General features: G+C 65.9%; 23 protein-coding genes. 11 read left to right on the plus strand and 12 right to left on the minus strand.

Features of this window, described 5'->3' with window-relative positions:
• Complete coding sequence (xdhC, locus tag ACFC0O_RS21125; RefSeq protein WP_375960287.1) at nucleotides 1-912, plus strand: xanthine dehydrogenase accessory protein XdhC; 912 nt, start codon at nucleotides 1-3, stop codon at nucleotides 910-912.
• A 73-nt stretch (nucleotides 913-985) separates the two neighbouring features.
• Nucleotides 986-2473: a PucR family transcriptional regulator gene (locus ACFC0O_RS21130; RefSeq protein WP_375960289.1), complete on the plus strand. Its 1488-nt coding sequence runs from the start codon at nucleotides 986-988 to the stop codon at nucleotides 2471-2473.
• Here ACFC0O_RS21130 and pucD read toward each other — a convergent pair.
• On the minus strand, nucleotides 2449-4830 hold the full coding sequence (pucD, locus tag ACFC0O_RS21135) for a xanthine dehydrogenase subunit D (RefSeq protein ID WP_375960291.1): 2382 nt from the start codon (nucleotides 4828-4830) through the stop codon (nucleotides 2449-2451). The two genes, ACFC0O_RS21130 and pucD, sit on opposite strands and share 25 nt — an antisense overlap.
• Before the next feature lie 191 nt (nucleotides 4831-5021).
• Between pucD and ACFC0O_RS21140 the strand changes: the two genes are divergently transcribed.
• Nucleotides 5022-5804, plus strand: a complete 783-nt coding sequence (locus ACFC0O_RS21140) for a GntR family transcriptional regulator (protein ID WP_375960293.1) — start codon at nucleotides 5022-5024, stop codon at nucleotides 5802-5804.
• 11 nt (nucleotides 5805-5815) lie between these two features.
• Here ACFC0O_RS21140 and ACFC0O_RS21145 read toward each other — a convergent pair whose 3' ends face one another.
• Nucleotides 5816-6802, minus strand: a complete 987-nt coding sequence (locus tag ACFC0O_RS21145) for an amidohydrolase family protein (RefSeq protein ID WP_375960295.1) — start codon at nucleotides 6800-6802, stop codon at nucleotides 5816-5818.
• Nucleotides 6803-7251: 449 nt separating this feature from the next.
• Here ACFC0O_RS21145 and ACFC0O_RS21150 point away from each other — a divergent pair, with 449 nt between their 5' ends.
• The 6 genes from ACFC0O_RS21150 to ACFC0O_RS21175 all read left to right on the plus strand — a co-directional run bounded on the left by ACFC0O_RS21150 (nucleotide 7252) and on the right by ACFC0O_RS21175 (nucleotide 14617).
• A complete protein-coding gene (locus ACFC0O_RS21150; RefSeq protein ID WP_375960297.1) occupies nucleotides 7252-8658 on the plus strand; it encodes an amidohydrolase family protein in 1407 nt (468 codons plus the stop codon).
• 65 nt (nucleotides 8659-8723) lie between these two features.
• A complete protein-coding gene (locus ACFC0O_RS21155) occupies nucleotides 8724-10211 on the plus strand; it encodes a nucleobase:cation symporter-2 family protein (RefSeq protein WP_375960299.1) in 1488 nt (495 codons plus the stop codon).
• 7 nt (nucleotides 10212-10218) lie between these two features.
• Nucleotides 10219-11580, plus strand: a complete 1362-nt coding sequence (locus ACFC0O_RS21160; protein WP_375960301.1) for a nucleobase:cation symporter-2 family protein — start codon at nucleotides 10219-10221, stop codon at nucleotides 11578-11580.
• A complete protein-coding gene (locus tag ACFC0O_RS21165) occupies nucleotides 11570-12205 on the plus strand; it encodes a UbiX family flavin prenyltransferase (protein WP_375960303.1) in 636 nt (211 codons plus the stop codon). The genes ACFC0O_RS21160 and ACFC0O_RS21165 overlap by 11 nt, the downstream gene beginning before the upstream one ends.
• A complete protein-coding gene (locus ACFC0O_RS21170) occupies nucleotides 12202-13602 on the plus strand; it encodes a UbiD family decarboxylase (RefSeq protein ID WP_375960305.1) in 1401 nt (466 codons plus the stop codon). Before ACFC0O_RS21165 ends, ACFC0O_RS21170 begins: the two co-directional genes overlap by 4 nt.
• Complete coding sequence (locus ACFC0O_RS21175; protein WP_375960307.1) at nucleotides 13595-14617, plus strand: CobW family GTP-binding protein; 1023 nt, start codon at nucleotides 13595-13597, stop codon at nucleotides 14615-14617. Before ACFC0O_RS21170 ends, ACFC0O_RS21175 begins: the two co-directional genes overlap by 8 nt.
• A gap of 72 nt (nucleotides 14618-14689) precedes the next feature.
• On the opposite strand, the gene ACFC0O_RS21180 is transcribed toward ACFC0O_RS21175, so the two are convergent.
• The 7 genes from ACFC0O_RS21180 to ACFC0O_RS21210 all read right to left on the minus strand — a co-directional run bounded on the left by ACFC0O_RS21180 (nucleotide 14690) and on the right by ACFC0O_RS21210 (nucleotide 20379).
• Nucleotides 14690-14998, minus strand: coding sequence for a hypothetical protein (locus ACFC0O_RS21180; RefSeq protein ID WP_375960309.1), 309 nt, complete (start codon nucleotides 14996-14998; stop codon nucleotides 14690-14692).
• Between the two features lie 20 nt (nucleotides 14999-15018).
• The gene (locus tag ACFC0O_RS21185) at nucleotides 15019-15582 is read right to left on the minus strand and encodes a hypothetical protein (protein WP_375960311.1); all 564 of its coding nucleotides are present in this window, start codon (nucleotides 15580-15582) and stop codon (nucleotides 15019-15021) included.
• A gap of 401 nt (nucleotides 15583-15983) precedes the next feature.
• Entirely contained in the window at nucleotides 15984-16670 is a 687-nt protein-coding gene (locus ACFC0O_RS21190) for a LuxR C-terminal-related transcriptional regulator (protein ID WP_375960313.1), read from the minus strand.
• Nucleotides 16652-17887, minus strand: a complete 1236-nt coding sequence (locus ACFC0O_RS21195; protein WP_375960315.1) for a sensor histidine kinase — start codon at nucleotides 17885-17887, stop codon at nucleotides 16652-16654. The genes ACFC0O_RS21190 and ACFC0O_RS21195 overlap by 19 nt, the downstream gene beginning before the upstream one ends.
• Nucleotides 17884-18810 carry a CPBP family intramembrane glutamic endopeptidase gene (locus tag ACFC0O_RS21200; RefSeq protein ID WP_375960317.1) on the minus strand — a complete coding sequence of 309 codons (927 nt, stop codon included), beginning with the start codon at nucleotides 18808-18810 and terminating at the stop codon, nucleotides 17884-17886. Before ACFC0O_RS21200 ends, ACFC0O_RS21195 begins: the two co-directional genes overlap by 4 nt.
• Nucleotides 18811-18916: 106 nt before the next feature.
• Nucleotides 18917-19513: an NADPH-dependent F420 reductase gene (locus ACFC0O_RS21205; protein ID WP_375960319.1), complete on the minus strand. Its 597-nt coding sequence runs from the start codon at nucleotides 19511-19513 to the stop codon at nucleotides 18917-18919.
• A gap of 32 nt (nucleotides 19514-19545) precedes the next feature.
• Nucleotides 19546-20379: an inositol monophosphatase family protein gene (locus ACFC0O_RS21210; protein ID WP_375960321.1), complete on the minus strand. Its 834-nt coding sequence runs from the start codon at nucleotides 20377-20379 to the stop codon at nucleotides 19546-19548.
• Between the two features lie 137 nt (nucleotides 20380-20516).
• Here ACFC0O_RS21210 and ACFC0O_RS21215 point away from each other — a divergent pair, with 137 nt between their 5' ends.
• The gene (locus ACFC0O_RS21215) at nucleotides 20517-21443 is read left to right on the plus strand and encodes a LysR family transcriptional regulator (RefSeq protein WP_375960323.1); all 927 of its coding nucleotides are present in this window, start codon (nucleotides 20517-20519) and stop codon (nucleotides 21441-21443) included.
• A gap of 5 nt (nucleotides 21444-21448) precedes the next feature.
• Here the strand turns inward: ACFC0O_RS21215 and ACFC0O_RS21220 are convergent, their stop codons facing one another.
• Entirely contained in the window at nucleotides 21449-22435 is a 987-nt protein-coding gene (locus ACFC0O_RS21220) for an aldo/keto reductase (protein ID WP_375960325.1), read from the minus strand.
• Nucleotides 22436-22665: 230 nt separating this feature from the next.
• Here ACFC0O_RS21220 and ACFC0O_RS21225 point away from each other — a divergent pair, with 230 nt between their 5' ends.
• Complete coding sequence (locus ACFC0O_RS21225) at nucleotides 22666-23550, plus strand: helix-turn-helix domain-containing protein (protein ID WP_375960327.1); 885 nt, start codon at nucleotides 22666-22668, stop codon at nucleotides 23548-23550.
• Between the two features lie 19 nt (nucleotides 23551-23569).
• Here ACFC0O_RS21225 and ACFC0O_RS21230 read toward each other — a convergent pair whose 3' ends face one another.
• Both ACFC0O_RS21230 and ACFC0O_RS21235 read right to left on the minus strand, forming a co-directional pair.
• Nucleotides 23570-24808 carry a DUF1254 domain-containing protein gene (locus tag ACFC0O_RS21230; RefSeq protein ID WP_375960329.1) on the minus strand — a complete coding sequence of 413 codons (1239 nt, stop codon included), beginning with the start codon at nucleotides 24806-24808 and terminating at the stop codon, nucleotides 23570-23572.
• A 155-nt stretch (nucleotides 24809-24963) separates the two neighbouring features.
• Nucleotides 24964-25494 (minus strand): nuclear transport factor 2 family protein, encoded by a 531-nt coding sequence (locus ACFC0O_RS21235; protein WP_375960331.1) that lies wholly within the window; start codon nucleotides 25492-25494, stop codon nucleotides 24964-24966.
• Between the last annotated feature and the right edge of the window lie 55 nt (nucleotides 25495-25549).

Here is a 25549-nt window from a genome sequence, read left to right on the forward strand (position 1 = left end):
ATGACGTGGGTAACGGCGGTCGCGCACCTGCGCGACCGCCGCGAACCCGGTGTGCTGGTCACCGTGGCCGCCGTGCGCGGTCACGCACCCCGGCGACCCGGCGCGAAACTCGTTGTCGGCGTCGAACGGACGTGGGGTTCGATCGGCGGCGGCAATGTCGAGGCCGTCGCCGTCGATCGCGCCCGCGAACTGCTGTGCCGCACCGATGATCCGGAGCCCGAACTGATGGAATTCGCCCTCAACGACAAGGTGCTGAACCGGCACGGCGTGCAATGCTGTGGCGGCGAGGTCACCATCCTGTTGGAACCGCTGACGGTGGTGCCCGCGGTGGCCATCTTCGGAATCGGCCATGTCGGCTTGGAATTGGCGCGCATTCTGGCCCGCCACGATCTGGACCTGCACCTGATCGATTCCCGCCCGGACATGCTCGAGCCGGAACGACTTGGGGTGCTCTCCGATGCGGTGGCGCGGGTGCACGTACATCACACACCGCTACTGCCGGAGGAGATCCTCGCCCAGCTCCCGCCCGGTACGCATGTGCTGATCATGACCCACGATCACGCCGAGGACGCCGCGCTCTGCGACGCGGCGCTGCGTCGTGATCAACTCGGCTCCATAGGTCTGATCGGATCCTCCGCGAAATGGTCCCGATTCCGGCATCGGCTCATCACCGAGGGCAAGCACGCACCGGAGGCGCTCGCCCGCATCAAGACCCCGATCGGGTTGCCGGAGATCACCGGTAAGGAACCGGCGATCATCGCGGTCAGTGTTGCGGCGGATCTGCTGCGCACCATGGCGAATGCCACCGCGCCGACGCGGGATCCTGTCGCCGCGCCGCCGTCACCTCGGTGTTCGGCACCGTCGGCGCGGTCGGCGCCGATCTTGGCGCACCCGGCTGTCACCGACCGCTGAAACCTCGAATCATGTTCCACCACAACCTATCCCGTTCTGTCATGCATTCACGATCGAGCTGTTAGCGTGATGTATGCGTTTGCGATCCGTTCTCACCTTCTCTGACCTGGGGTTCGAATTGGTCACCGGCGAGGCGGATCTCGATCGCGAAGTGCGCTGGGTGGTCACCACCGACCTGATCGATCCGAGCCGCTACCTGTCCGGCGGCGAGCTGGTCGTCACCGGAATGCATTGGCGACACGAACCGTCGGACAGCGACACCTTCGTGCACGCGTTGGCCACGGCCGGGGTCACGGGCATGCTGGCGGGCCAGGCCCGATACGGCGGGATTCCGGACGATGTGGTGCGCGCGTGCCGCAGGCATGGGGTACCGCTGCTGCGCGTGCCGGAGCGGGTGAGCTTCTCGGTCGTGGTCGAACAGCTCAACCGCGAGCTCTCCACCGGCCATGCCGGGGGTTTGACCGCCATGCTGGATCGGCACCGCCGCCATATCGCGGGCAACGGACTGACTCCAGTACTGGATCTGCTGCACCGCGACCTCGGAATCCGCTGCTGGATCATGTCCGCGACCGGACGCGTCGTGGCCGGACCGCAGCCGCCCCCGCACGGTGCGGCGGCCGCCTTCCTCACTGCGCGCAGCTTTCCGGTGGTATTGCGGGAGGACGAGATCAGCTATTCGATCGTGGCCGCCGACGAAAAGCACACACCTCGGGTGCTGGACTGGCTGCTGGTGTTCGCGGCCGATCTCAGTGACTGGTCCGCTGAAAGGCGCGCTCTGGCAGGTGAATTGTGCGCACTGGTCGCCTCCGAGCGCGACCGCCAGGACGAGCGGCTCGGCGCGGAGAACAGGGTCGCGCAGCGACTCATCCAACTGATCGTGGCCGATACCGAACCCGGACAGCTCATTTCGGCATTGGAGCTGACCGGCCTGCGCCCGGGCGGCAGCTACGTCGCGGTCGCCCTGACCGCAGGCACCCTGCGCGAGGACCACACACTGGCATTGTTGATCGACCTGCTCGACGGCCAGCACGCGGTCGCGGGCGTAATCGACGGCACCGCAATCGCATTGATTCCGGCTGGCGAGGTCGACGCCGATATCCGCCGCGCCGTCACCGCCCTGGCGCCCGGGCTGGGCGAGGATCGGATCTGCGTCGGTATCAGCGCGGAGACGGATCGGACCGGATTGCGCGCCGCGGTCGAGGAAGCCCGCTATGCCTGCGGGTTGGCCGCCCGCGCGGCGGTGAGCTGCATCATCGGTCAGCACGAATTGGCCACCAGGACAATGCTGCTCGCGGGCGTTCCCGAGCTGATCGGCCGCAAATTCCGCACGCGCCTGCTGGAACCGCTGCTCACCTATGACCGCGAGCATCACGCCGATCTGGTGCTCACCCTGCGGACATTCCTCGATGAGTCCGGGTCCTGGGCCAGGTGCGCGAATCTGATGTTCGTCCATGTGAATACGCTGCGCTACCGCATCGCGCGCATCGAGGAGCTCACCGGTCGCGACCTGTCCCGCTTCGAAGACCGAGTCGACTTCTATCTGGCGCTGTCGCTGAGCTGAGCGGGCACGCCCAGCGCAATATCCTCCGGTCGCACCGGAACCCGAGGCAGATCCAAACCCGTCGCATCCCGCAGCGCGTTCAGAATGGCCGGGGTGGAGGACAGCGTCGGCGGTTCACCGACACCGTTGAGACCGTAGGGCGCGTCCGGATGCGGGAATTCGAACAGCGTGATCGGCATCGACGGCACATCGGCAATGGTGGGGATCAGATAATCGGTGAACGACGGATTGCGCACCCGCCCTTGATCATCCAGGAGAATCTCCTCCATCAACGCGAGCCCGAGCCCCTGTGCGCTGCCGCCCTCGATCTGGCCCTCGACGGCCATCGGATTCATCGCCTTGCCGACATCCTGCGCCGCGGCCAGCTCCACCACCCGCACCAAACCAAGGTCCACATCGACATCGACCACGGCACGGTGTGCGCAGAAGGCGAAGGCGATGTGCGCATTGCCCTGGCCGGTTTCGGGATCGATCCCCTCGGTCGGGCGATGATGGTATTCGAAGATCCGCTCGAGGGTGTCCGCACCGACCGTGTCGGCGATGGTCGCCACCGTCGCCCCCGTCAGCACATCGGCGATGACGTTGTCCCGCAGCGCAAGTCCGGACGCACCGCGCCCGGACGCGGCGGCCGCGCGCCGAAGCACCTCGGCCGCGATCTGCTTGCACGCACCCTGCACCGCACCGCTGGACATCCAGGTCATGCGGGACGCCGACGCGGAACCGGCATCACCGATTTGGGTGTCGGCGGGCAGCACCACCACATTGGTCACTCCCAATTCCGTTGTGGCGATCTGGGATTGGACGGTGGTGATGCCCTGACCGCATTCCGCGGCCGCGGTGTGGATGGACACCACCGGCTCCCCGGCGGCGACCGACAGCGTCACCCGGGCGGTCGAATAGTCGTCGACCCCACCGGAGTAGCCGATCGCCTTGACGCCCACCGCGTAGCCGATGCCGCGCCGAATTCCTTCGCCGTGGGTCACATTGCCGACGCCGCCGGGCAGTAGCCGCACATCCCAGCTCGTCTCCGCGGGCGGGAGCGGGCGGTCCCGCAGCGATTCCAGCAGTTCCCGCACCGGCGCGGGACCGTCGATCGGCTGCCCGGTGGGCAGCACGGTACCGGTCACCATGGCGTTCTTCAGGCGCAGCTCGAGCGGATCCATGTCCAGCGCGCGGGCGAGCTTGTCCATATTGGATTCGCACGCGTACGCCGACTGGACCGCACCGAAACCGCGCATGGCGCCGCAGGGCGGGTTATTGCTGTACACCGCGAGGCCATCGATTTCCGCATGCGGGACCTCGTACGCACCGGCGACGAAATACGAGGCGTTCGCGATCACCACCGGCGAGGTCGAGGTATACGCGCCACCGTCGAGCACCAGGCGCGCCTTGACGTAGACGAGCTTGCCCTCGCGCGTCGCACCGTGCTCGTAGTACATCTTCGCCGGATGCCGGTGCACATGCCCGAAGAAGGATTCGTACCGGTTGTAGACCATCTTCACCGGTTTGCCGAGTCGCAAGGCGAGCATGCAGGCGTGCACATGCACCGAGAGATCCTCGCGCCCGCCGAAGGCTCCGCCCACCCCCGCCATGGTCAGGCGCACCTGCTCCGGCGGCAGGGCCAGGCACGGTGCGAGCTGTTCGAGATCCTTGTGCAGCCATTGGGAGGACACGTACAGTTCCACGCCGCCGTCGGGGCTGGGCACGGCCAGGCCGGATTCGGGTCCGAGGAAAGCCTGGTCCTGCATGCGGACCTCGTAGTCGCCGGTGACGACGACTTCGGCTTCAGCACGGGTCTTTTCCATATCGCCGTGCCGAATCTTCACGTGCCGCACCAGGTTCGAGCCGTCGTGAATCGGGGAGGCGTCCGGGTCCAGCGCGCGTTCGGGATCGGTGAGCGGGGTCAACTCCTCGTACTCGACGATCACCAATTTCGCTGCCCGCCGGGCGGTTTCGGGATGGTCCGCAGCCACCAGCGCCACCGGCTCACCCTGATAGCGCACCCGGTCCATGGCCAGCACCGGCTGGTCGGCGATCTTCATTCCGTACGTCTTCGCGCCGGGCACGTCCTCGTGGGTCAGCACGGCGCAGACACCCTCGACCGCCAGCGCCGCACTCACATCGATGGACCGGATACGCGCCGAGGCGTGTGGGCTGCGGACCGTACTCCCCCACACCATGCCCTCCATCCATAGATCGGAGGAGTACGCGAATTCGCCGGTCACCTTGAGCAATCCGTCCGGACGCCGGGCACTGGCCCCGACTCCGAGACCGGCGCTGGTCCGAGCTTCGCGCACCAGCGTGGGTGTTCCGCTGTGGGCGGTCGGGATGGGTTGTGTGCCAATAATTTCGGGCATTGACCTGGCTCCTGCGGCTGTGCGGCGTACTGGACGCCGGAAAATCGAGCGGAAGGTTCCGGTCCATCCCCGTGAAAACTCACCCACCACAGCCTGCGGTGCATCCCTACCGGACCCCTCGGGGCAGTCTATACCGGCGGTCCTTATGATTGCATGTAATATGCCGACCGCATCGAAGAAAGGCCGCCGTGATGACGGATTCGCCTGACCTGGCGGCCATTTCCGCCACCGCGTCGCTCACCGAGAGCACCTACGAGGCGCTCAAGACCGCCATCTTCCGCAATCAACTCACCCCCGGAACGGCATTGAGCGTGCCCGAACTGGCCCGCCAGCTCGAGGTGAGCCGGACCCCGGTGCGCGAGGCGGTGCAGCGACTGATCTACGAGGGGCTGGCGGTGCACGCACCGCACCGCGGCGCTCAGGTCAGTCAGGTCGACCTGAACGACCTGCGGGAACTGTATGTGGTGCGGGAAGTGCTGGAGGGCTTGGCCGCTCGCCTTGCCACCGAGCGCCTGGACGGCGCGGGGCTGATCGCGCTGCGGGACACGGTCGCCGAGCATGAGCGCGCGCTGACCGCCGGTGCGGACCAGGCCACCCATATCGAATTGGATGTGCGGTTCCATCGGCTGGTGCGCGAGGTGGCGGGAAATCCGCATCTGAACGCGGCATTGGAGCCGATCGCCGGGCGCTCGCACATCGCCCTGCATTCGCTGTGGCGCAATGCCGACGCACCACGGCTGGCCCTGGACGAGCACGCGGAGGTCGTGGCCGCCATGGCAACGGGTGATCCGGAATTGGCCGAGGCGGCGGCGCGGCGGCATATCTCCCGGCTGCGAATCCGGCTCTCGCAGGCCAAGTTCCGCGATGAGACGACCCCGGACGCACCGCGCCGGCGCAAGCCCTCGCTGTCCGGCGCGGACGCCTCCAGCGCGTCCGGCGACCCGGCACGCGAGGGTGCCGGGTCGCCGGGGTGAAGCGCTGAATCTCAGCCGAGCGCTGCCTCTTCCGCCCACGCCGACGGGGTGTACCCGCTGTAGTGGTCGGCGTGGGTATTGGCGGCCGAGGCCTGCGGCACCTCACCGCGCAGATACGCCTCCGCCTCGGCCTGATCCTTCGGCGGCGGTGTCGGAGCCAGTCCGAGCAGTTTGGCCATATTGTTTCCGAGATACCCCTCGAGGTCGTCCTCGGACAGGTTCAGGCCCTGCGGCGGCTCGTGGCACAGCACCTCGAGTTCCCGTGCCCACATACCGGGTTCGTTGGGCGGGGAATCGGTGCCGAAGACCATCTTGCTCTTCTTCATCTCCTTCGCGAATTCCACGATGCGAGATTGCAGCAGCCATCCGGATTCACCGATGACGTTCTTCGAATCCTGAATCATCCAGAACGCCTCGAAACAGTAGACGCCACCGGTCTGCACCCCGAAGTGCCCCAGAATGAAGTTCACATTCGGGAACTCGCGGATGATCGGATAGAACTGGGTGGGAATGGAATACGGGCCGTCGCCGGTGTGAATCAGCACGGTCACGCCCAGTTCGTCGCAGACCCGCAGGGCCGGGCGCAGCCAGTCCAGCGCCCGGTCCGGGCGGTAGGAGTGCATGTTCGCGTGCAGTTTCATCATCTTGTAGCCGTGCTCGCGCACATGGAAGGCCAGCTCGGCGGCGCCGTTCTCCGGGCCGAATCGCGGGTTGTAGATGAAGTTTCCGACGAAGCGGTCCGGATACTCCTGCACCAGCCGGGTGATATAGGCCTGGTAATCGCGAATGCCTTCACGGCCACTGCGATTGCCTTCCCGCCAGGCCGTATTGCCCGGCGGCGGCATAATGCAACTGACGTCGACCCGGCGGGGTTTTCCGTTGATCCAGAACGGGCCGTCCATCATCTTCAGCACGCGTTCACCGGTGAATGGTTCACCGGTGTGACGCCACGCTTCGTCCACGAGGTTGGTCGGATGTACGTGGGTATCGATGATCACAATGATTTCTCCTGATCAGGTCGGGATGAGATCCCCGGCCGCGAATCACACGCACCTTCGGGCCACCGCCTCCCACGGTGGTCGAGCCTGGCCCGACCGGCGGGCTCGATAGCACGAGTGGACCACAGCTACGGCGAGCGCGTCAACGGATTACATGTAATCCGTGATCGCATGGCTTTCGCATAAAGCCAGTTCAGCACATGGCATCTCGCGACGAAGGTGTGATCTTGGTCAAAATTCGCCGTTGACAAATGACTTTGCGCCCGGTTTACATGTATGTGCCTCCGGTACAACGAAACCGGACGGCATTGCCGGTGACCTCCCGACTTGGGTTAAACCGTTCGGCGCACACCAGAACTCCGCGTTCTGGTGGGAGTACAGCTCCCACGCCACGGATTGAGGCGGCCCGGCTCGGTACAGCCGCGCCGCCAGGGAAGGCACAGGCGGCTATGACCCCTCCAACCACCCCCCATTGCGACCTACTCCTGACCGGCGGGACCGTGATCACGGTCGACGACGCCCGCACCATCCACGAACACGCGACCGTCGCGGTCCGCGGATCACGCATCGTCGCGGTCGGCCCGGACCACGAATTCGCCGACTGGCGAACCGATTCGGTGATCGACTGCCGCGGCAAAGCGGTACTGCCCGGCCTGGTCGACGGGCACAACCATCTGGCCCAGGCCCTGGCCCGCGGACTCGGCGAAGGCATGTCCATCGTGCCGTGGCTGTGCGAGTTCATGTGGCCCTACTCGATCGCGATGTCCTCGCAGGACGCGATAGCGGCCGCGCGGCTCGGCGTGGTGGAGGCACTGCGCGCGGGCACCACCACGATCATCGAAAACCATTACGCGCCAAGTGATCTAACGACAACGATGGCGGTCGCGCAGGTCATGGAACAGGCCGGACTGCGCGGTGCGGTGGCGCGCGGCATGCTCGGTGATCGCACCGAGATCGCGGCTCGGCGCGGGCAGCCAGACGGCTTGTTCCGCTACGACACCGCCAGCGAAGTGGCCATGACGCGCGAGGCCATGCAGCAGCGGCCGCGCGGTTCGATGGTCGAAATCTGGCCCGCCGCACTCAATCTCGCCTATGTGGACCAGCGGGTGGTGCGCGGGTGTGTGGACCTGGCCACCGAATTCGACACCCACTGGCACACCCACTGCTGTGAGAGCAGCGGTGATCCCACCAGCTACCTCGACGCCTACGGGGTGCGGCCGGTGCAATGGCTGGCCAAGGCCGGACTGCTCGACGAGCGCGCGACGCTCGCACACGCCATCTGGCTCGACGCCGAGGAGATCGAACAGGTCGCGATCGCGGGTGCCAAGATCGCCCACAATCCTTCCTCCAACGCCTATCTCGCGTCGGGCACGCTACGGCTGCGCGACCTGCGTGCGCTCGGTGCCACCGTCGCCCTGGGCAGTGACGGGCCCAGCTGCGGACATCGCCAAGACCTGTTCGAGGCAATGAAACTCACGGTCTACGCGCAGCGGCTCGCCACCGGGGACCCCACCGCGTGCCGCGCCGAGGAAGCACTCGAACTGGCCACCCGCGAGGGCGCGAAGTACGCCGGAATCGATGCCGGCGTACTCGCACCCGGAAAGCTCGCCGACATCATCGTCGTCGGCCTCGACCGGCCGCATATTCAGCCGGTCCACAATCCGGTGAGTTCGCTGGTCTACTCCGCGCGCGGTGCGGATGTGGAGGTCACCATCGTCGGCGGCCGCATCGTCTATCAGCACGGCCGCTGCCTGCTCATCGACGAGGACGCGGCCATCGACGAGGCCCGGGAGCGGGCACAGCAACTGGTCGCGCGGGCCGGCATGCAAGCACTACGTCAGCCGCTATCGCGCTGAGTGTTTGCCGCCCAACCTCTTTCGACGCCGTCCCCCGCGTCGCACCGCTCGTCCAGGAGTCACCCATGAATACCCGTTTCCCCCTCAAACGCAACCGGTCCACCGCACCCCGCCATCCCGTCGACACCGTCCCGCCGATCCGGCACCTGATCCCCCTCGCCCTGCAACACGTGATCGTCGCCTACTCCGGCATGGTCACCGTGCCGCTGGTCATCGGTGCGGGCCTGGGTCTGTCCCCCGCCCAGGTCACCACGCTGGTCACCGCGAACGTTCTGGTCAGCGGTGTCGCGACACTGCTGCAGACGATCGGGATCTTCAATGTCGGTGTGCGACTGCCCATTGTGATGGGTTCCACCTTCACCGGCATCACCCCGGCCATCATCGTCGGCAATAACGCCGGACTGCCCGCAGTCTTCGGGGCGACCATCGTGGTCGGCATTCTCACCTGGATCGTCGCACCGTGGTTCGCCAAATTGGCGCGCTACTTTCCGCCCATCGTGACCGGTACGACCATCGCGATCATCGGATTCTCGCTGCTGCCGTCGACCTCGCGACTGATCTCGGGGCCGATGACGGCCGCGGATCACGGTGCGCCCAAACGACTTCTGCTCGCACTCGGCACCGTGGTGCTCGTCGTGGTGATCGAACGGCTCGCCCGCCCCGCCGTCGGCCGCTTCGCCATTCTCATCGCGCTCGCGGTGGGCACGCTGGCGGCGTGGCCACTGGGTCTCACCGACTTCTCCGCCACCTCCGCCGCGCCGATTTTCGGTCTGGCACATCCCTTTTCGTTCGGTGCGCCGGTCTTCGTGGTGGCCGCCATCCTGCCCATGCTGGTGGTGCAGGTGGTGAATATGGTCGAGTCGACCGGCGATACCTTCGCCACCGGGGAGATCGTGGGACGTGAGCTCGGACCGCGTGATATCGCCCGGGCATTGCGCGCCGATGGACTCGGCACGGCGCTGGCCGGGGTGTTCAGCTCCTTCACCTTCGTCACCTTCGGCGGGAACGTCGGATTGGTCAGCATCACCCGGGTGATGAGCCGCTATGTCGTCGCCGGGGCGGGGGTGATCCTGGTGATCATCGGATTGATGCCCAAGCTCGGTGCGGTGGTCGCCTCGCTGCCGGGGCCGGTGCTCGGCGGTATCGGGATAGTCATGTTCGGCACCCTCGGCGCGATCGGTGTGAAGTTCATGCTCGCAGCGGATTTCAGTCGGCCACGCAATCATCTGATCGTCGCCATCGCCTTCGGTTTCGGACTCATGCCGGTGGGCGCGCCCGATTTCTACAGCCATTTGCCGGTGCCCATGCAGACCGTGCTGTCGAGCGGAATCGCGGCCGGGGGTATCGCGGCGTTTCTGCTGAACCTGCTGCTCAACGGGGTTGGCGGGGAAGGTTCGCAGGACGCGGAACATACTGTGCGCGAAGCCATTCCAACGAGTTCGCACGACGACACCGGCACCGATGCGCACGACGACACCGCCGCGGAGGTGTCCACCGATGCGCGTCCGGCGGTGGACGGATCCGTTCAAGCCCACCCGCGACCGGCGATCTGAGCACGTCATGGCACTGGAACAGCCCGAACGCGATGTACCCGAACGGGATACAGCGGAGACCAGCGGCGAAATCCACGCGGTAGATCAGCGACCACCGTTCTGGCACATGGTATTACTCGGCCTGCAGCACACCCTGGTGATGTACGCGGGTGCGGTCGTGGTCCCCATTGTCGTCGGCGCCGCACTCGGCCTGACCGGCTCGCAGATCGCGGACTTGATCAGCATCGACCTGATCCTCGCCGGAGTGGGCACGCTCATCCAGGCGGCGGGGGTGTGGAAGTTCGGCATTCGCATGCCACTGGTGGTGGGAGCCGCCTCCAGCGGGATCGTGCCGATGGTCTTGGTCGGCCAAAGTCACGGACTACCAACGGTTTACGGTTCGCTGTTGATCGCTGGGCTGATCTGGGTGCTGGCCGCACCGTACTTCAGCCTGTTTCTGCGACTGTTTCCCGCCGTGGTGACCGGCACGGTGATCACCCTGATCGGGCTGACCCTCATTCCGGTCGGCATCCGGCTCATCGCCGGTTCCGATCCGGGCTCGCGCGACTACGGGCGGCTCAGCCATATCGGTCTCGCGGCGGGCACCGTGGCGTTGATGGTGGTGTTCCGGCGGCTGTTTCGGGGACTGCTCGGACAGTTGTCGATCCTGCTGGCGCTGGTGGTCGGCGCGATCATCGGCTGGTCGGTCGGGATCGGTTCGCTCTCCCAGGTCGCACACGGACCCGTCATCGGAATCATCGGCCCGATGCATTTCGGCGCGCTGCGCTTCGATATTCCGTCGATCCTGCTGTTTCTGGTGATCGTGTTCGTGCTGATGGTCGAGGGTTCGGGGCAGGGGCTCGCGGTCGGAGAGGTGGTCGGCAAGCCGGTGGGGCCCGACGATATCGCGCGGCTGCTGCGCGTGGACGGGCTGATGACGCTGTGCAGCGGATTCTGTAATGGGTTCCTGTACACCACATTCGGTCAGAACATCGGCCTCATCGCGCTGACCAAGGTGCGCAGCCGCTATCCGGTGGTCGTGGTCGGTGTGCTGTTGATTCTGTTCGGAGTGTTCCAGCCGATCGGGCGGGTGGCCGCGGCCATTCCGGAACCGGTGATCGGCGCGGCCGCCATCGTGACCTTCGGCGCGCTCACCGTCTCCGGTATCCAGATTCTGTCGCGGGTGGATTTCGACCGATCCGCCAATCTGACCATCGTCATGCTGTCGCTGGCGGTCGGGCTGGTGCCCGCGTTCGCGCCGAACTTCTACAGGCAGCTACCCGATTTCGCCGAAATGTTCTGCAAGAGCGGCGTCGCGACGGGAACCATCCTCGCGATCGGGCTCAACGCGCTCTTCCATTCCCCCGAGAAAGATCGTCATGTCTGCTGAATATCGTAATGGCGGATTCGCCCCCGCCAAGCCACGACTCATCGTAGGCGTCACCGGTGCGAGCGCACCCCAGCTGGCAATCCATCTGCTTACCGCATTGCGCCGATTGCAGGTCGTGGAAACACATTTGGTGATTTCGCGGGCGGCCCATCGCACCCTCGAACTCGAAACAGGTCTGCGGCCGGAGGAGCTCGGCGCACTCGCCGACGTGACGCATCAGCGCGGCGATATCGCCGCGCCCATCGCCTCGGGGTCATTTCTCACCATGGGGATGGTGGTGGTGCCGTGTTCGATGAAGACGCTGGCGGGCATCGCGCACGGCTACTCCGATGATCTGCTGGGCCGAGCGGCTGATGTCTGTCTCAAGGAGCGCCGCCGCCTGGTGCTGGTGACCCGCGAAACCCCTTTGAGTCTGGTGCATTTGCGCAACATGACCGCCGTGACCGAGGCCGGAGCGATCGTCCTGCCTCCGGTGCCCGCGTTCTATCAGCGGCCCGATTCGATCGAGGAGTTGCTCGCGCATCTGAGCGGGAAGATCCTCGACCAGTTCGGCATCGAGCACGACCTGTTTCCCCGCTGGCAGGGTCCGCTGCCCGCCGACCGACTGACCGGAGCCGCCCGATGATCTATGAAGCCCTTACCCCACACCAGGATTCGCACGCCTTCGTCGACCGATACCGGGCCGAGTATCCCGAGGACGTGCTGGTGATCGATGATGTCGTGGCCGCCGATCAGGGCGTCACGGGATTGATCTACGAACTCGCCGCGCGCGGCCGCGAGGAAATGCTGTTGTGCCGCAAGGTGAATGGCATCGAGGTGCCGGTGGTGAGCAATATGTTCGCCTCCCGCACCCGTATCGCGCGCATGTTGGGAACGCGTCCGGAGCAGCTGCATGAGACCTTCGCCGCACGCGCGGCCGCGCCGGTGCCACCCCGGTACGTCGATTCCGGGCCGATCCTCGAGGATGTCCGCTCGGGCGCGGAGGTGGACCTGGGTTCGCTACCGATGTTGCGCCACTTCGCCTCCGACCGCGCGCCGTACATCACCAGCGGCGTGATCGTGGCCACCGATCCGGACACCGGCGTGGGCAATATGAGTTACCACCGGGCCATGGTGCACTCGCCGACCGAGTTGGCGACCAGCCTGCATTCGCGGGGCGACCTGTGGCGCATGCTGGCACGCTATGCCGAACGCGATGAGCCGATGCCGGTAGCCATGGTGATCGGCGGGCATCCGCTGTTCATGCTCGCCGCGTCCGCGCGGGTGGGGTACGACGTCGATGAGCGGGCGGTCGCGGGCGGTCTGTTCGGCGAACCGCTGGATGTGGTGGCGACCCCCGCCTACGGTATCGGCGTTCCGGCGTGGTCGGATTTCGTCCTGGAGGGCGTGATCGATCCCGCCGCGCACGCGCAGGAGGGACCGTTCGGCGAGTTCTCCGGCTACTCGTCCAACCGCTCCACCAACAACGTGCTGCGGGTCGAGACCATCCTGCGGCGACGGCAGCCGATGCTGTTCGACGTCGAGGGCGGCAATACCGCCGAACATCTGAATCTCGCTCGCGTGCCGCGGGAATCGGAGATGGCGGAGAAACTCAAGGCCCGCTTTCCGGATGTGACCGCGGTGCACTATCCGACCTCGGGCACGCACTTCCACTGCTATGTGGCGGTGCGCCAGTCCCGTCCGGGGCAGGCCCGGCAGATCATGCTCGGATTGCTGGGCTGGGATCCGTACCTCAAGACCGTCATCGCGGTCGACAGCGATATCGACCTCACCGATGACGCGGCGGTGCTGTGGGCGCTGGCCACGCATTTCCAGCCGCACCGCGACATTCTCACCGTGGACGGGTTGCCCGGATCGCCGCTGGATCCGTCCTCCACCAGTGACGGCACCACCTCGCGCATGGGCTTGGACGCCACCCGCGGACCCGAATTCGAGGGCAGGCGCATCGAGATATCCGACGAAGCGATGTCTCGTGCGCGCGCCCTCCTCACCACCCTCATGACAGGAGCGAATCATGGCTGAGCACAACAAGATCCCGGTGACGGTCCTGACCGGATTCCTCGGATCCGGTAAGACGACGCTGGTCAATCACATTCTGACCGCCCAGCACGGGCATCGAATCGCGGTGATAGAGAACGAGTTCGGGGAGATCCCGATCGACAACGATCTCGTGCTCAACGCCGACGAGAAGATCATCGAGATGAGCAACGGATGCTGCCTGTGCTGCACCGCACGCACCGATCTGATCGAGATCCTGCGCTCGCTGCTCGAACGCAGCGACCGCTTCGATCGCATCCTCATCGAGACCAGCGGGCTCGCCGACCCCAATCCGGTGGCGCAGACCTTCTTCGTCGATGAGGAGATCACCGCGAACTTCACCCTGGACGCCATCGTCACGCTGGTGGACGCCAAGCACATTCGCGGCCACCTCGCCGAAACCGGCCACGACGGACTGGGATCCACGGTGGTCGACCAGATCGCCTTCGCCGACCGCATCGTGATCAACAAGGTCGATCTGGTCGACGCCCCCGAGCTGGCGGCGGTCGAACGCGAAGTGCGGGCGATCAACGCCACCGCCGACATCATCGCCTCTCGCTACGCGGACGTGGACCTGGCCGACGTGCTCGGCATCGCGGCCTTTGATCTGTCGCGCCCCATGGCGGGCGATCCGCACTGGCTCGAAGATGATGGGCACCAACACGATCCGACCCTCACCTCGGTCGGCATCGAGCTGGACGGAGCCCTCGACCAGCATGCACTACAGGAGTGGCTGACCGCGCACCTGCGCGATCACGGTGCCGAGGTCTACCGCATGAAAGGGTTGTTCGCGGTCGAGCAGGACCCGCGCCGCTTCGTATTGCAGGGCGTGCACGAGGTATTCGAACTCCGCCCCTCGACCCCGTGGCTCGACCAGGACCGCACCGGCAAGGTGGTCTTCATCGGCCGCGATCTCGACCGTGCCGAACTCACGCGTGGACTGCTCTCCTGCCTGGCGGATCGAGCGCTCACACCCGCCGCACGGAGCAGCGCGCGGTGACATTCGACCGGCCGCCGGTGAGCCTCGGCCCCGGCGGTCGGCAAAATGTCATCCGAGCGAAGTACGGACCGATCAGTGCGTCGGCTGTCGGTCGCGGCGAATCGAGTAGACCGCCAACGATATTGCGGCGCCACCACACACTACGGTCGCGCCCAGTCCGGCGGCGACTGCCTTCCACGCCTTGTCGACATCCTCATCGCGTTTGGCATCGCGATCGAGTCCTGCTGTGCCGCACGGTTTTCCGCCGTCGTGCATGACGATTCCGTTGCATTTGACCTCGGAGCTGGCGAGTGTCTTGATCCCGATGCAGAACCCCACAATGCCGAATACCGCCGCTACGGCGAGCAATGCGGCGGCCTTTCGCGCTACCAACGCGCCCATGCCATGTCTCCCTTGATCGTCTATTTCGCGACCGCGGACAGCGGTTTGTTGTCCGCGCCCGGCTTCTTGCACTCGAGACGGACTTCGATCAGCGTCCCGAACGGGCCGACAGCGCCGATGCCCGGCTTTTCCGCAGCCAGCTTCTGCATCAACGCGATACCGGTGTCGTCGTCGGTGTCCTGGATCAGAAAGTCGTGACAGGTCATATCGGCGACGTGGTCGGCGTGCACCTCGGTCGACGGATTGACATCCAGGGCGACACCAATTGCTTGCTCGCCCTTGCCTTTACAGTTCATTTCCGCCCAAACGACGCCGAGCTCACCGTCGCTGGACCGATGCCAGCCGGGATTCTCGGCGGCGATCTGCTCGAGCAGCGCCTCTTTCTCGGATTGACTCTTGGCCAAGAACGCCGAGCATGCGGTCTTGGAGGCAATGCCCAAGCCGGCAGCGCGATCGGGTGTCGTCGTCGGCACCGTGACGCTGGTGGTCACCGGCGTCGTCGACCCCGAAGACTGTGAGCCGCAGCCGGATACCGCAGCGACGACACCCGCCACCGCACACGCGAATAGAACAGAACGCTTCATGAACTCCCCCGTTGAATCTCCCCGCCGGGTTTCCGCCCGGCACCCGCCCGATCCTGCCATACGGGGCAAGAGGTCTCGCACCCCACCGTTCTCGATGCTCGGTGACCTCACGTGCGCAATGACCGACCACCAGTGCCACAAACCCCCACATGGGTGTGCCGCTGGCATATTTCTGGCTACTGTTAAACCGGGGGTCACGCAACCGCATGCCGGATCCCCATGACGGGTTCTCCTTGCCGTCATCGGGGGCCGCTCTTCCCAGAGCGGTCCCCGTTCGGGCACGATCTCGCTCATCGAGTTACGCGACGGCAATCAGTCCGCCAGCGGATTGTGCGGGCCACGCACCGGGAGATGGTCCGCGTTCCTACCGGATGTCGACGAGGTTGGTCATGCGTAACCATTCATTGGCGGCTGTTGAGGTATGCGATTGTCGCGAGGACTCGGCGGTCTCCGGATCCGTCGAGCGGGAGTTTCGCGAAGATGCTTCCGACGTGTTTGCGGACCGCGGCCTCGGAGACGACGAGTTCTCGGGCGATCTGGTTGTTGGTCATTCCCTGCGCGATGAGGGCGAGCACCTGTTGTTCGCGCGGCGACAGAGCTGACAACGCCCCCTGGTGTCGTGACTTTCCGATGAGCGCGGTGATGACGTCGGGGTCGATCACGGTCGCACCGTGCGCGATGGCGTTCATGGTGTCCAGGAAGTGGCGTACGTGAGCGACCCGGTCCTTGAGGATGTACCCGAGGCCGCCCTGACCGGTTCGAGCGTTCTTGTCGATGAGCTGATCCAGGGAGGCGACCGTCGTGTACTGGGACAGGATGAGCACCGGCAGCTCGGGCCGAATTGTCCGCAGTTGCAAGGCAGCACGGATTCCTTCATCCGTATGGGTCGGGGGCATGCGGACATCCGTGATGACAAGGTCCGGATTGTGCGCTTCGGTGGCGTCGAGAAGGCCGGTTCCGGTCGCTACCGCGGCGCACACGGTGTGCCCGTCGGTTTCGACGACGGCGGCGATTCCGGCTCGTAGGAGCGGACTGTCTTCCGCCAGAACGATTCGCAATCCGGCGGAGGTTAGTTCGGCAGTGGGCATCGCATGGTTATTTCGGTCCGTCCTCCGGGTGGGCTGGTAATTGTAAGCGTGCCGTCGACCGCCGCGACCTGGCTGCCCAGCGAGTCGAGACCGTGGCCCGGCACCGATTCGGCGCCGCCTCGGCCATCGTCAGCGATGGTCAAGCGCCACGCGGAACGGGTGCGTTCGGCGGAGATGGTGGCCGTATGAGCGCCGGAGTGCTTCATGATGTTGGTCAGCGACTCGGTGATCACGAGGTAGCCGATCTGCTCGATCGCAGCAGGTAATCGACTGGGGGACTGCGTGTTCCGGAGGTCGACGTGCACGGGTAGTGGGTAGTGCCCGACCAGATCGGCGACCGCGGCGGCCAAGCCGTGCTCGCTGAGTGCGCGCGGCTGAACGCCGAGGATGACCGCGCGTAGTTCAGCCTGCGCGGCGTCGAGCTGCTGGTGAGCCAGCGATGCCAGCTTGCCGGTGTCGTCATCACCATGGGTGGCTTCGGCGAGCCCGAGGGTTACCGCGAGGGCGACCAGCCGATGCTGGACGCGGTCGTGCAGTTCGGCCTCGATCCGGCGGCGTTCCTGCTCGACAGCCTCGAGAAGTGCCGCGCGCGAATCGGTGAGCCGAACCACCTCGCGCCGCAGTTCGGAATCTCCGGCGACCGTGAGCCCTGCCAATCCTGAACCGGCGGCGGCGAGCAGGCCGTGCAGATAGGCCGTAAGTGCCACGGCGAGAACGCCGATGGCCATCGCGATCCACGCTTGCGACGGCGTCTCGATATGCCACCACAGCACGCTGATCGGCCTGTCATCGAGCAGCCACGGAGCGCCGATCAGCACTGTGTCCAGGCCCAGCATGAGTACGGTCACGCAGAACGCGGCGGGACCGATCAGAACCGTCAGGAGCGTGATGTAGGCGAGGTGACGCAGCGCGGGAAGCGTGCCCCGGGCGGCGGCGGCACGCGCATCGTGACGCACACGGTCGGACATCTCGGGGTCGATCAGCGCCAGGCGTGCCGCTTCCAACTCCATCACCGGCGTCCAGATCGCGGTCCGAAGGTTTCCTGTGATGCCCAGGAGCAGAAGCGGGATCAGCGCGACCGCGAGCACCGCCGCGACGACTGTCGCGAGAATGTTGCCAATGACCGCCCGCACCGGCCAGGCCGTGAGCAGGTAGCGCGGTCCGGTGAGCATGGCAGCACCCACCGAAGCGATCCCATCGCGTGCGGGAGCGGTCACGATCGGTGACCCCGGTCCATATAGCGCTGTCCATTGGTCACTCGACCAGTGTGCCCGCCGGCAATGATCGCGATAACAAACGGGGTCAGTCCGGCGCACAGCAACAACATCGCCGCATTGACACCGAACGAATCACCGACGATCAGGTGCAGGCCCTGCGAGACAATGAAATTGCTACCCGCGTGCAGCATCGCTCCGGGCCACACCGATCGCGTCTCGGACCACAACCATCCGATGATGAACTCGAGCAGGACACTCAGCGGCAACCACAGCAGCATGGCCCACACCGCGTCCAGAACGCCGGTGCCGCCGCCGAAGTACCCCACCCACGGGAGCGGCCAGTGCCAGACCCCCCAGATCAGTCCGGTCAGAAATGTCGTCGCCACCGGCCGTCCCGGGACCAGCCGATCACGCAGATACGCGGTCCAGCCATACTCTTCGCCCCAGAAGAAGGGAGCCATCACAACACAGATCAGCGGACCGGCGAGCAGATACAACCAGGCCGCACCGTCCATATCCAGATCGGCCGGTGACCATCCCACGGTGATCGCCACGCCCACCGCCACGGCCAGCGCACCCCACGGCAGCGTCACCGCCATCAGCACGTGTCGCCATGTCTCCCGAAGATCAAGCCGCAGACCGGAGTTCGCGAATCCCTGACGAGTGATCCATTGCCTAACCACACACGCCGCCAGTGCCGGAACAAACGCGGCGGTGGCGAGTTGGGTCAGCGGATCATCCAGTGATCCACCCGCCAAATGCACACCCAGCCACGGCAACCACGCCCCCGCGAACGCCACGAACAAGAACCACATCACACCACGGCGACGCAACGCCGACGGCTCCGCGGCTGCCGCCGCTCCAGGATGGATGGTTCGAGCGGAGGCGGGGTGAATATCCGCGATCGGTGAATGCTTCATCATGCTTCGAGCTTCATCGCTGATTCGGCGCTGGACCCTACCCCGCGCGCCCGTTCTCGGGTAGCGCGTGCGCTACCTGAGAACGATCACCCATGACGGGCCGATGGTGTCAGCGAGCGATCGAGATCGCGAAGGGCGCGAATCCGGTGGATCGAATTACGTGCGGTACGAACAGGATCGCGGCTTCGGCGGCTCGTGCGGTCTCGATGCCACCGAGGTCGGTGATCCACTCCGGGTGCCAGCCGAGGTCCTCGAGCAAGCCTCGGACGACCTGCTTGGCGTCAGCGTCCGCACCGGACAGGAAGACGGTCGGCGGCTGGGTGAGGGTGGCGGGTGCGGTCATCACCGAGTACAGCATGGTGTTGAGCGTTTTGACCACGTGCGTCTCGGGCAGCGCCTGCTGGAGTTGCTCGGCGAGGCTCGCGCCGGGGTAGAGCAGATCGGCGGGCAGTCCGTCCGGTCCGTCGATGGTGGCGTTGGAGACGTCGACGAGGATCTTGCCGCGCAGTTGCTCGCGCAGTGCCGCGAGCCGCTGCAACGAACTGTCGCCCGGCGTGGCGTTGATGACGATCTGCGCCGTGCGGACAGCGTCGGCGGCAGCGCCCGGCGAGCTGTCCGCCACCGTCACGGTGTGCCCGGCCTTGGCGAAGGCGGTGGCCAGACCGCCGCCGACACGGCCGTTTCCGAGGATCGCGATTGTGCTCATGCTGAAAGTCCTTCTGGTTGTGGGTTTTTCGGTCAGCGGGAGAGTGTGGCGACCGCATCGGCGTGCACGCCGGGTGCCGCCGCCAGGAAGCTCTCGCTCGCCAATGTCCATGGGCGGCCTTGGGTGTCGGAGATCCGTCCGCCTGCCTCGGAGACGAGCAGGGCCCCGGGCAGCAAATCCGCACGGCCGCCGGAGAACTGCCAGAAGACGTCGATCCGACCGGCGGCCACATTCAGCAGATGCAGGGTGGCGGGCACCGCTATCCGCACCACGAGTGCGTCGATGAGCATCTCGGTGATCGACGCGCCGACCCGCCGCACGACCTTCTCGTCCTCATCCGGCCTGGCCTGACTGGTGGCCGCGATGCTCAGCCCCAGATCCGCGGTTCCTGACACACGCAGCGGCCGGCCGTCGAGGTAGGCGCCGCCGCCGGCGAGCGCGGTATAGGTCTCGCCGGTCAGCGGCAGGTGGACCGCGGTGAGCACGGGCTGGTTATCGCGCACGAGGGTGGCCGTCACCGCCCACTCGGACAGGCCGTGCAGGTGGTTGACGTTGCCTTCGACCGGATCCACGACCCACCATTCGCCGGACGGCAGCGCGCCGCCGTCCAATTCCTGCTCCTCCCCGACCCACTGGGCGTCCGGGCGCAAGGCTTCGAGGCGCGGGCGCAGGATGTCCAGCACCGCATCGTCGTTGGCGGCGAGCGCACGCATCAGCTCGTCCCGGGTCCGGTATTCGACCACGTCGCCGAACCGCTCCCGCAGGACCGAACTCGCTTCGCGCACGGCGACGGCGGTCCGTGCGAGCAGCTCGGCGTCGGCAGCGGAAGTCGTTGCGACACTGGCGTTCCGAAGTGTTTCAGGCATAGCGAATGCTCCAATCCGAGCAAGGGAAATGTGACCAACCGGGCGAGGAATCGTGGATTCTCACGCCCGCACCTCGAACATTAGAAGCACTCATCATTAACAGCAAGTGCATGTAAAGCACGGCTAGCATTACTCTCATGCAATTGGATTTGAACCTGCTCGCGGCGCTCGACGCTCTGCTCGAGGAAGGCAGTGTGGCCGGTGCGGCGGACCGCCTGCATGTCACTGCCCCCGCGATGAGCCGCAGCCTCGGCCGGATTCGCCGTACGACCGGTGATCAGATCCTCGTGCGGACCGGGCGCACGATGACCCCGACGCCCTATGCGCTCGCGGTCCGGGAACAGGTGCACGACCTGTTGCAACAGGTCCAGGGCGTGCTCGCGCCGAGCCGGGAACTCGACCTGGCGACGCTGGACCGCACCTTCACGCTGCGCTGGCACGACGCACTTGTCTCCCTCAGCGGTCCGGCCCTGATGACTGCCGTGCGCGAGCAAGCCCCGGGCGTGCGACTGCGTTTCATCGCGGAATCGAGCATCGACACCCCCGAGTTGCGGCGCGGCGAGGTCGACCTCGCCGCGAACGGGGACCGCCCGACCGCACCCGAGATTCGTTCCCATCGGGTGGCCGAGACCAAGCAGGTCATCGTCGTGCGGCGCGGGCATCCACTGACCCTGGTCGAGACCGTCACCGCCGCACGGTATGCCGCCGCCGAGCACATCACCGTCTCGCGGCGCGGCAAGCTGGGCAACATCCTCGATGAGGAGCTCGCGCGTCTGGACCTGACTCGACGCGTGGTGGCGACCGCGCCCACCGAACGCGCCGCGTTCGAGTTCGTGCGCGGCTCCGACCTCGTCGTCACCGCCCCCGAATCCACGACGCGTTCGGTCGCCGCGGATTTGGGCCTGGCAATGCTCCCGCTCCCGTTCGACCTGCCCCCGGCCCGGGCGTACCTGTCCTGGCATCAGCGTTATGACACCGACCCCGCGCACATCTGGTTGCGTGATCTGGCGCGAACCGCTTTGGTCAATGCGATGACGGGACAGGATCGAAGCCGTAGCACCTAACGGGCTCAGCGGCCGAACATCGACTTCAACCGCTCGGGGACGCGTTCACCGTGGATATCGTTCGCGGCCGCCTCGATGCGTCCCAGGTCACCGGAGGTCAATTCGATATCGAGCGCTCCCAGATTCTCGTCCAGCCGATGTGCTTTGGTGGTGCCCGGGATCGGCACGAACCATGGCCGCCGCGCCAGCACCCAGGCGAGCGCGATCTGGGCAGGTGTGGCCGCCCTGTCGTCGGCGATCTGCCGCAGCAGGTCGATCAGGGCGTGATTGGCCCGGCGTGCTTCCGGAGTGAAGCGCGGCAGCATACGGCGAAGGTCGTTGTCGGCCAGCGATGTACGTGAGTCGATGGTGCCGGTCAGATAGCCCTTGCCCAGCGGGCTGTACGCCACCAGGCCGATGCCCAACTGCTCCAGGGTCGGAACGATCTCGGCGTCGAGTTCTCTTGTCCAGAGCGAGTATTCACTTTGCAGCGCCGCCACCGGCTGCACGGCGTGGGCACGGCTGATCGTCGTCGCACCTGCCTCCGACAGACCGAAATGCTTGACCTTGCCCTCGGCGATCAACTCCTTGACCGTGCCCGCCACCTCTTCGATGGGCACGTCGGGATCGACGCGGTGTTGGTACAGCAGGTCGATGTGATCCGTTCGCAGCCGCCGCAGCGAAGCCTCGGTCACTCGACGGATCTGCTCGGGTCGGCTATCGAGCCCGGACGCCGGGGTCGGCCCGTGCTCGCCGTGTGCGATACCGAATTTGGTGGCGATTACCACCTGGTCGCGGATCGGTGCCAGAGCCCGGCCGACCAGTTCTTCATTGGTGAACGGGCCATAGACTTCGGCGGTGTCGAAGAGTGTCACGCCGCGGTCGACCGCGGTCCGTAGCAGCGTCGTCATCTCGGCCGGGTCCGGGGGCGAACCGTAGAAGAAGCTCATACCCATGCAACCCAGGCCCAGGGCTGAGACTTCGAGGTGCTGTCCAAGTTTGCGTGTCCGCATTGCAGAGTGCTCCTTCGATAACAGGAGTGATCCGGCCGGTTGCTCCCGCTTCGGCCGCAACCGGTAACAGCAGGTTAGGAACGCTTTGCGGGCGCGGGGAGACCCTGGTGGCACAGGTACTGCCGGTGCCCCTCGTCCGGAGGTAACCGGGTGCGCGGCGGCGATGCGGAGCGCGTCGGGGGTACCGGCAGAACCTCCCTCGGCCCGCGAACAGGACCTACGGTGAGGAGGTGACGGTGATCGATCTGCGCACTGAGATAAAGGAATTCCTGAGCTCGCGTCGCGCGCGAATCGCGCCCGAGCGGGCCGGGCTGCCCGCGTATGGCGGCAATCGCCGGGTCGAAGGTCTGCGGCGCGAAGAGGTCGCTCTGCTGGCGGGAGTATCGGTCGACTATTACGTGCGCATGGAGCGCGGCAGCCTCGGTGGCGCCTCCGAAGGGGTGCTCGACGCCTTGGCGGCGGCCTTACAACTCGACGAGGCCGAGCGCGACCACCTGTTCCACCTCGCACGACAGTCCAAGACGCCCAGCGATATACGCCGTCGACGCCCGGCCGGAGCGGTGCGCCCGGCGCTGCGGCAGGTGCTGGACGCCATCACCGACGCACCGGCGTGGATCTGCAACGGCCGATATGACGTACTGGCCATGAATCATCTTGCCGGCGCGCTGTTTTCACCGGTGCTGGCTGACACACAACGACCGGCGAACACCGCCCGGTTCGTCTATCTGAATCCCGAAGCGGCACAAACGTTCTTCGTCGACTACGACCGAATCGCCCGCGATGTCGCCGCGAAGCTACGCATGGAGGCGGGCCGCGACCCACACGACCGGGAGCTGATCGCCCTGATCGGTGAATTATCAACGCGCAGTGAACTATTCCGGCAGCGGTGGGCATCTCGGGACGTCCGGCTGCATCGGTCCGGACGCAAGCGCGTGCACCATCCGGCAGTAGGTCAACTCGACCTGGATGTCGAGTCGATGGAGTTGCCCGCCGAACCGGGTCTACTCCTGATCGTCTACACCGCTGCCGCCGGCACGCCGACCGCGGACGGCCTGGCGCTGTTGGCATCGTGGGCGGCCAGCCGCGAGCGGCCCATGGAAAGTCGCCCCGAATAGCGTCGTCCGGCGTTGCGCCCTAGACCTCGAAGTCGGGTGTCGGGTATTTCCCGTCTCGGATGTCTCGGTTCGGGCCGTACATCCGCAGGATGAGGTAGCTGTCCTTGTCAGGGATGGGCAGATAGTTCGGGTCGTCGGCGTGTGCGGTGACGTCGGAGCCGAGTTCGAGTGTGTAGTACCCGTCGGAATCGGCGGCGAGGGTGCGGTCGCCGCGACTGTGGCGGTTGATGGCGTTGTGCGCCATGAGCCGGTTGTCGCTGCCGTACACGGTGAATGACCAGAACTCACTGACCGGCGGGGGCAGAAAGCGGGCACGATAGGTTTTTCCGCCGGACCCGTTGATCGGCAGTCCGTCGGTACCGGTCTCGATCTTCAGGTACACCGATTCGACCGGGGGCAGGCCCCACTGGCCGAGGAAGGTTCCGATCGCGAAGGTTTCCCGGGGTGTGTTCTGCAGGTCGGCGCGGGTGCCCAGCAATTCCTCGGAATTGGTCATTTGCGGGGCGAGTTCGTGGATGCGAGCCATTCCCAGGCGCTGTCCGCGATCAGCGGCCTCCCGCTGCCCATCCGTGAACTCTGTTGTGCCGGAACCCAATCCGATCTCGCGGTACCGTGCGAGCCAGTCGGCGTCGGCGGTGGCCATGGAGCCGAGCGCGAGCACGAAATCAACGCGTTCGAGCCAGTTCGTCGATGCCGGATCCGGGTAGTCGCGCGGGATCGGTTCCGGTCCGGGCACATCCAGGAATTCCGAGAGGGTTTGCAGAACCCACCGATCCTGTAGGTCACGGGCCGCGGCCAAGTCGTCACCGCCCGTGGTCATTATTCGGCCCATGACCTTGATCAGATCCGATTCCGAGCGGATGACCTCGTCGATGCCGGGCGGCACCACACCCGTCCATGTACTTCCCGCGAACAGGAACCGCCCGCCCGCGGTGCCGCGGGTACGCGAGCCGATCATGGCGTTGGTGTAGTGGCCCAGGTCCATGGTGTGCAGGATCCAGTAGCGGCCGGGATCGAAATCGGGGATGGTGACCACCACCGGTTCGGCTCCCACATCGAACCAGCCCTGCAGGTGCAGGGTGTCGTTATTGATGGTGGGGTGCGCGGTGTAGGTGTCATCGGCGAGGTCGCGCAACAGCTGGAAACGATTGAGCTCGATGCCCGGCTCGATGGTCGTCTCGTAGAGGAACTTGTACGCCTCGTCGATCGAATACCCGTACAGATAGGCATCCCTGGCCAGATCGTCGGGAATCACCACACGATCACCTCCGAGTTCACATCGAACAGCGTCAACGGACCCAGCACACCTCCAGCAATCGGAGCTGCGCACCCAGTATGCCAGGCGAGCGGAGAGTCGGCCGTCAGTCGGCCCCGCCGATCACCGCGAGCAGGATCGTCGACAGGCGGGCACGGTCACGAGGCGGGGATTGCGTAGGGCAGATCGTGTTCGATCACCAATTCTGTTATCAGCCAGCGTGTTCGGTCGCGTTGCAGTTGGGCCCGCGCGTATCCGGACTCGATGGGGACGATCGTGCCCTGGGCACCGAACGCGGTCGGCGGCCAGCCCTCGGCCGGGCGGGCCAGGCCGTGGGCGTTGTAGACGATGAACTGCGCGTCGAATGCGCCTTGGTCGCCCTCGACGGTGATGATCGGGTTGAGGAGGGTGTGGTGGCTCCAGCCCAGCGGTGGGTGCGGTGCCATGCCCGCTGCCACCGCCGCGCCGATAGTGGCAGCGCCGGTCAGTTCCGCGAGCAGTTCCGGCTCGCCCGCGCCGCGATAGTAAATCCGCACCGTCGCCTCGGGGGCGAACAGTGCCGACATGCGCTGCGGATCGCGATGGTCGGCTGCTCGGACGTAGTGGGCGAATACCTCGGGAATCAGCCGGTAAGGGTCCTGTGCGGCCGGATCGGCGGCGGTGTGTGCTGATATCTGTGCTGCGGTCATGACTCGAGTACATCCGCGTGCGCGCCGATGAGCTATGCACGATATCGACTGTTAC

The organism is Nocardia sp. NPDC056100, assembly GCF_042266325.1.
Taxonomy (GTDB): domain Bacteria; phylum Actinomycetota; class Actinomycetes; order Mycobacteriales; family Mycobacteriaceae; genus Nocardia.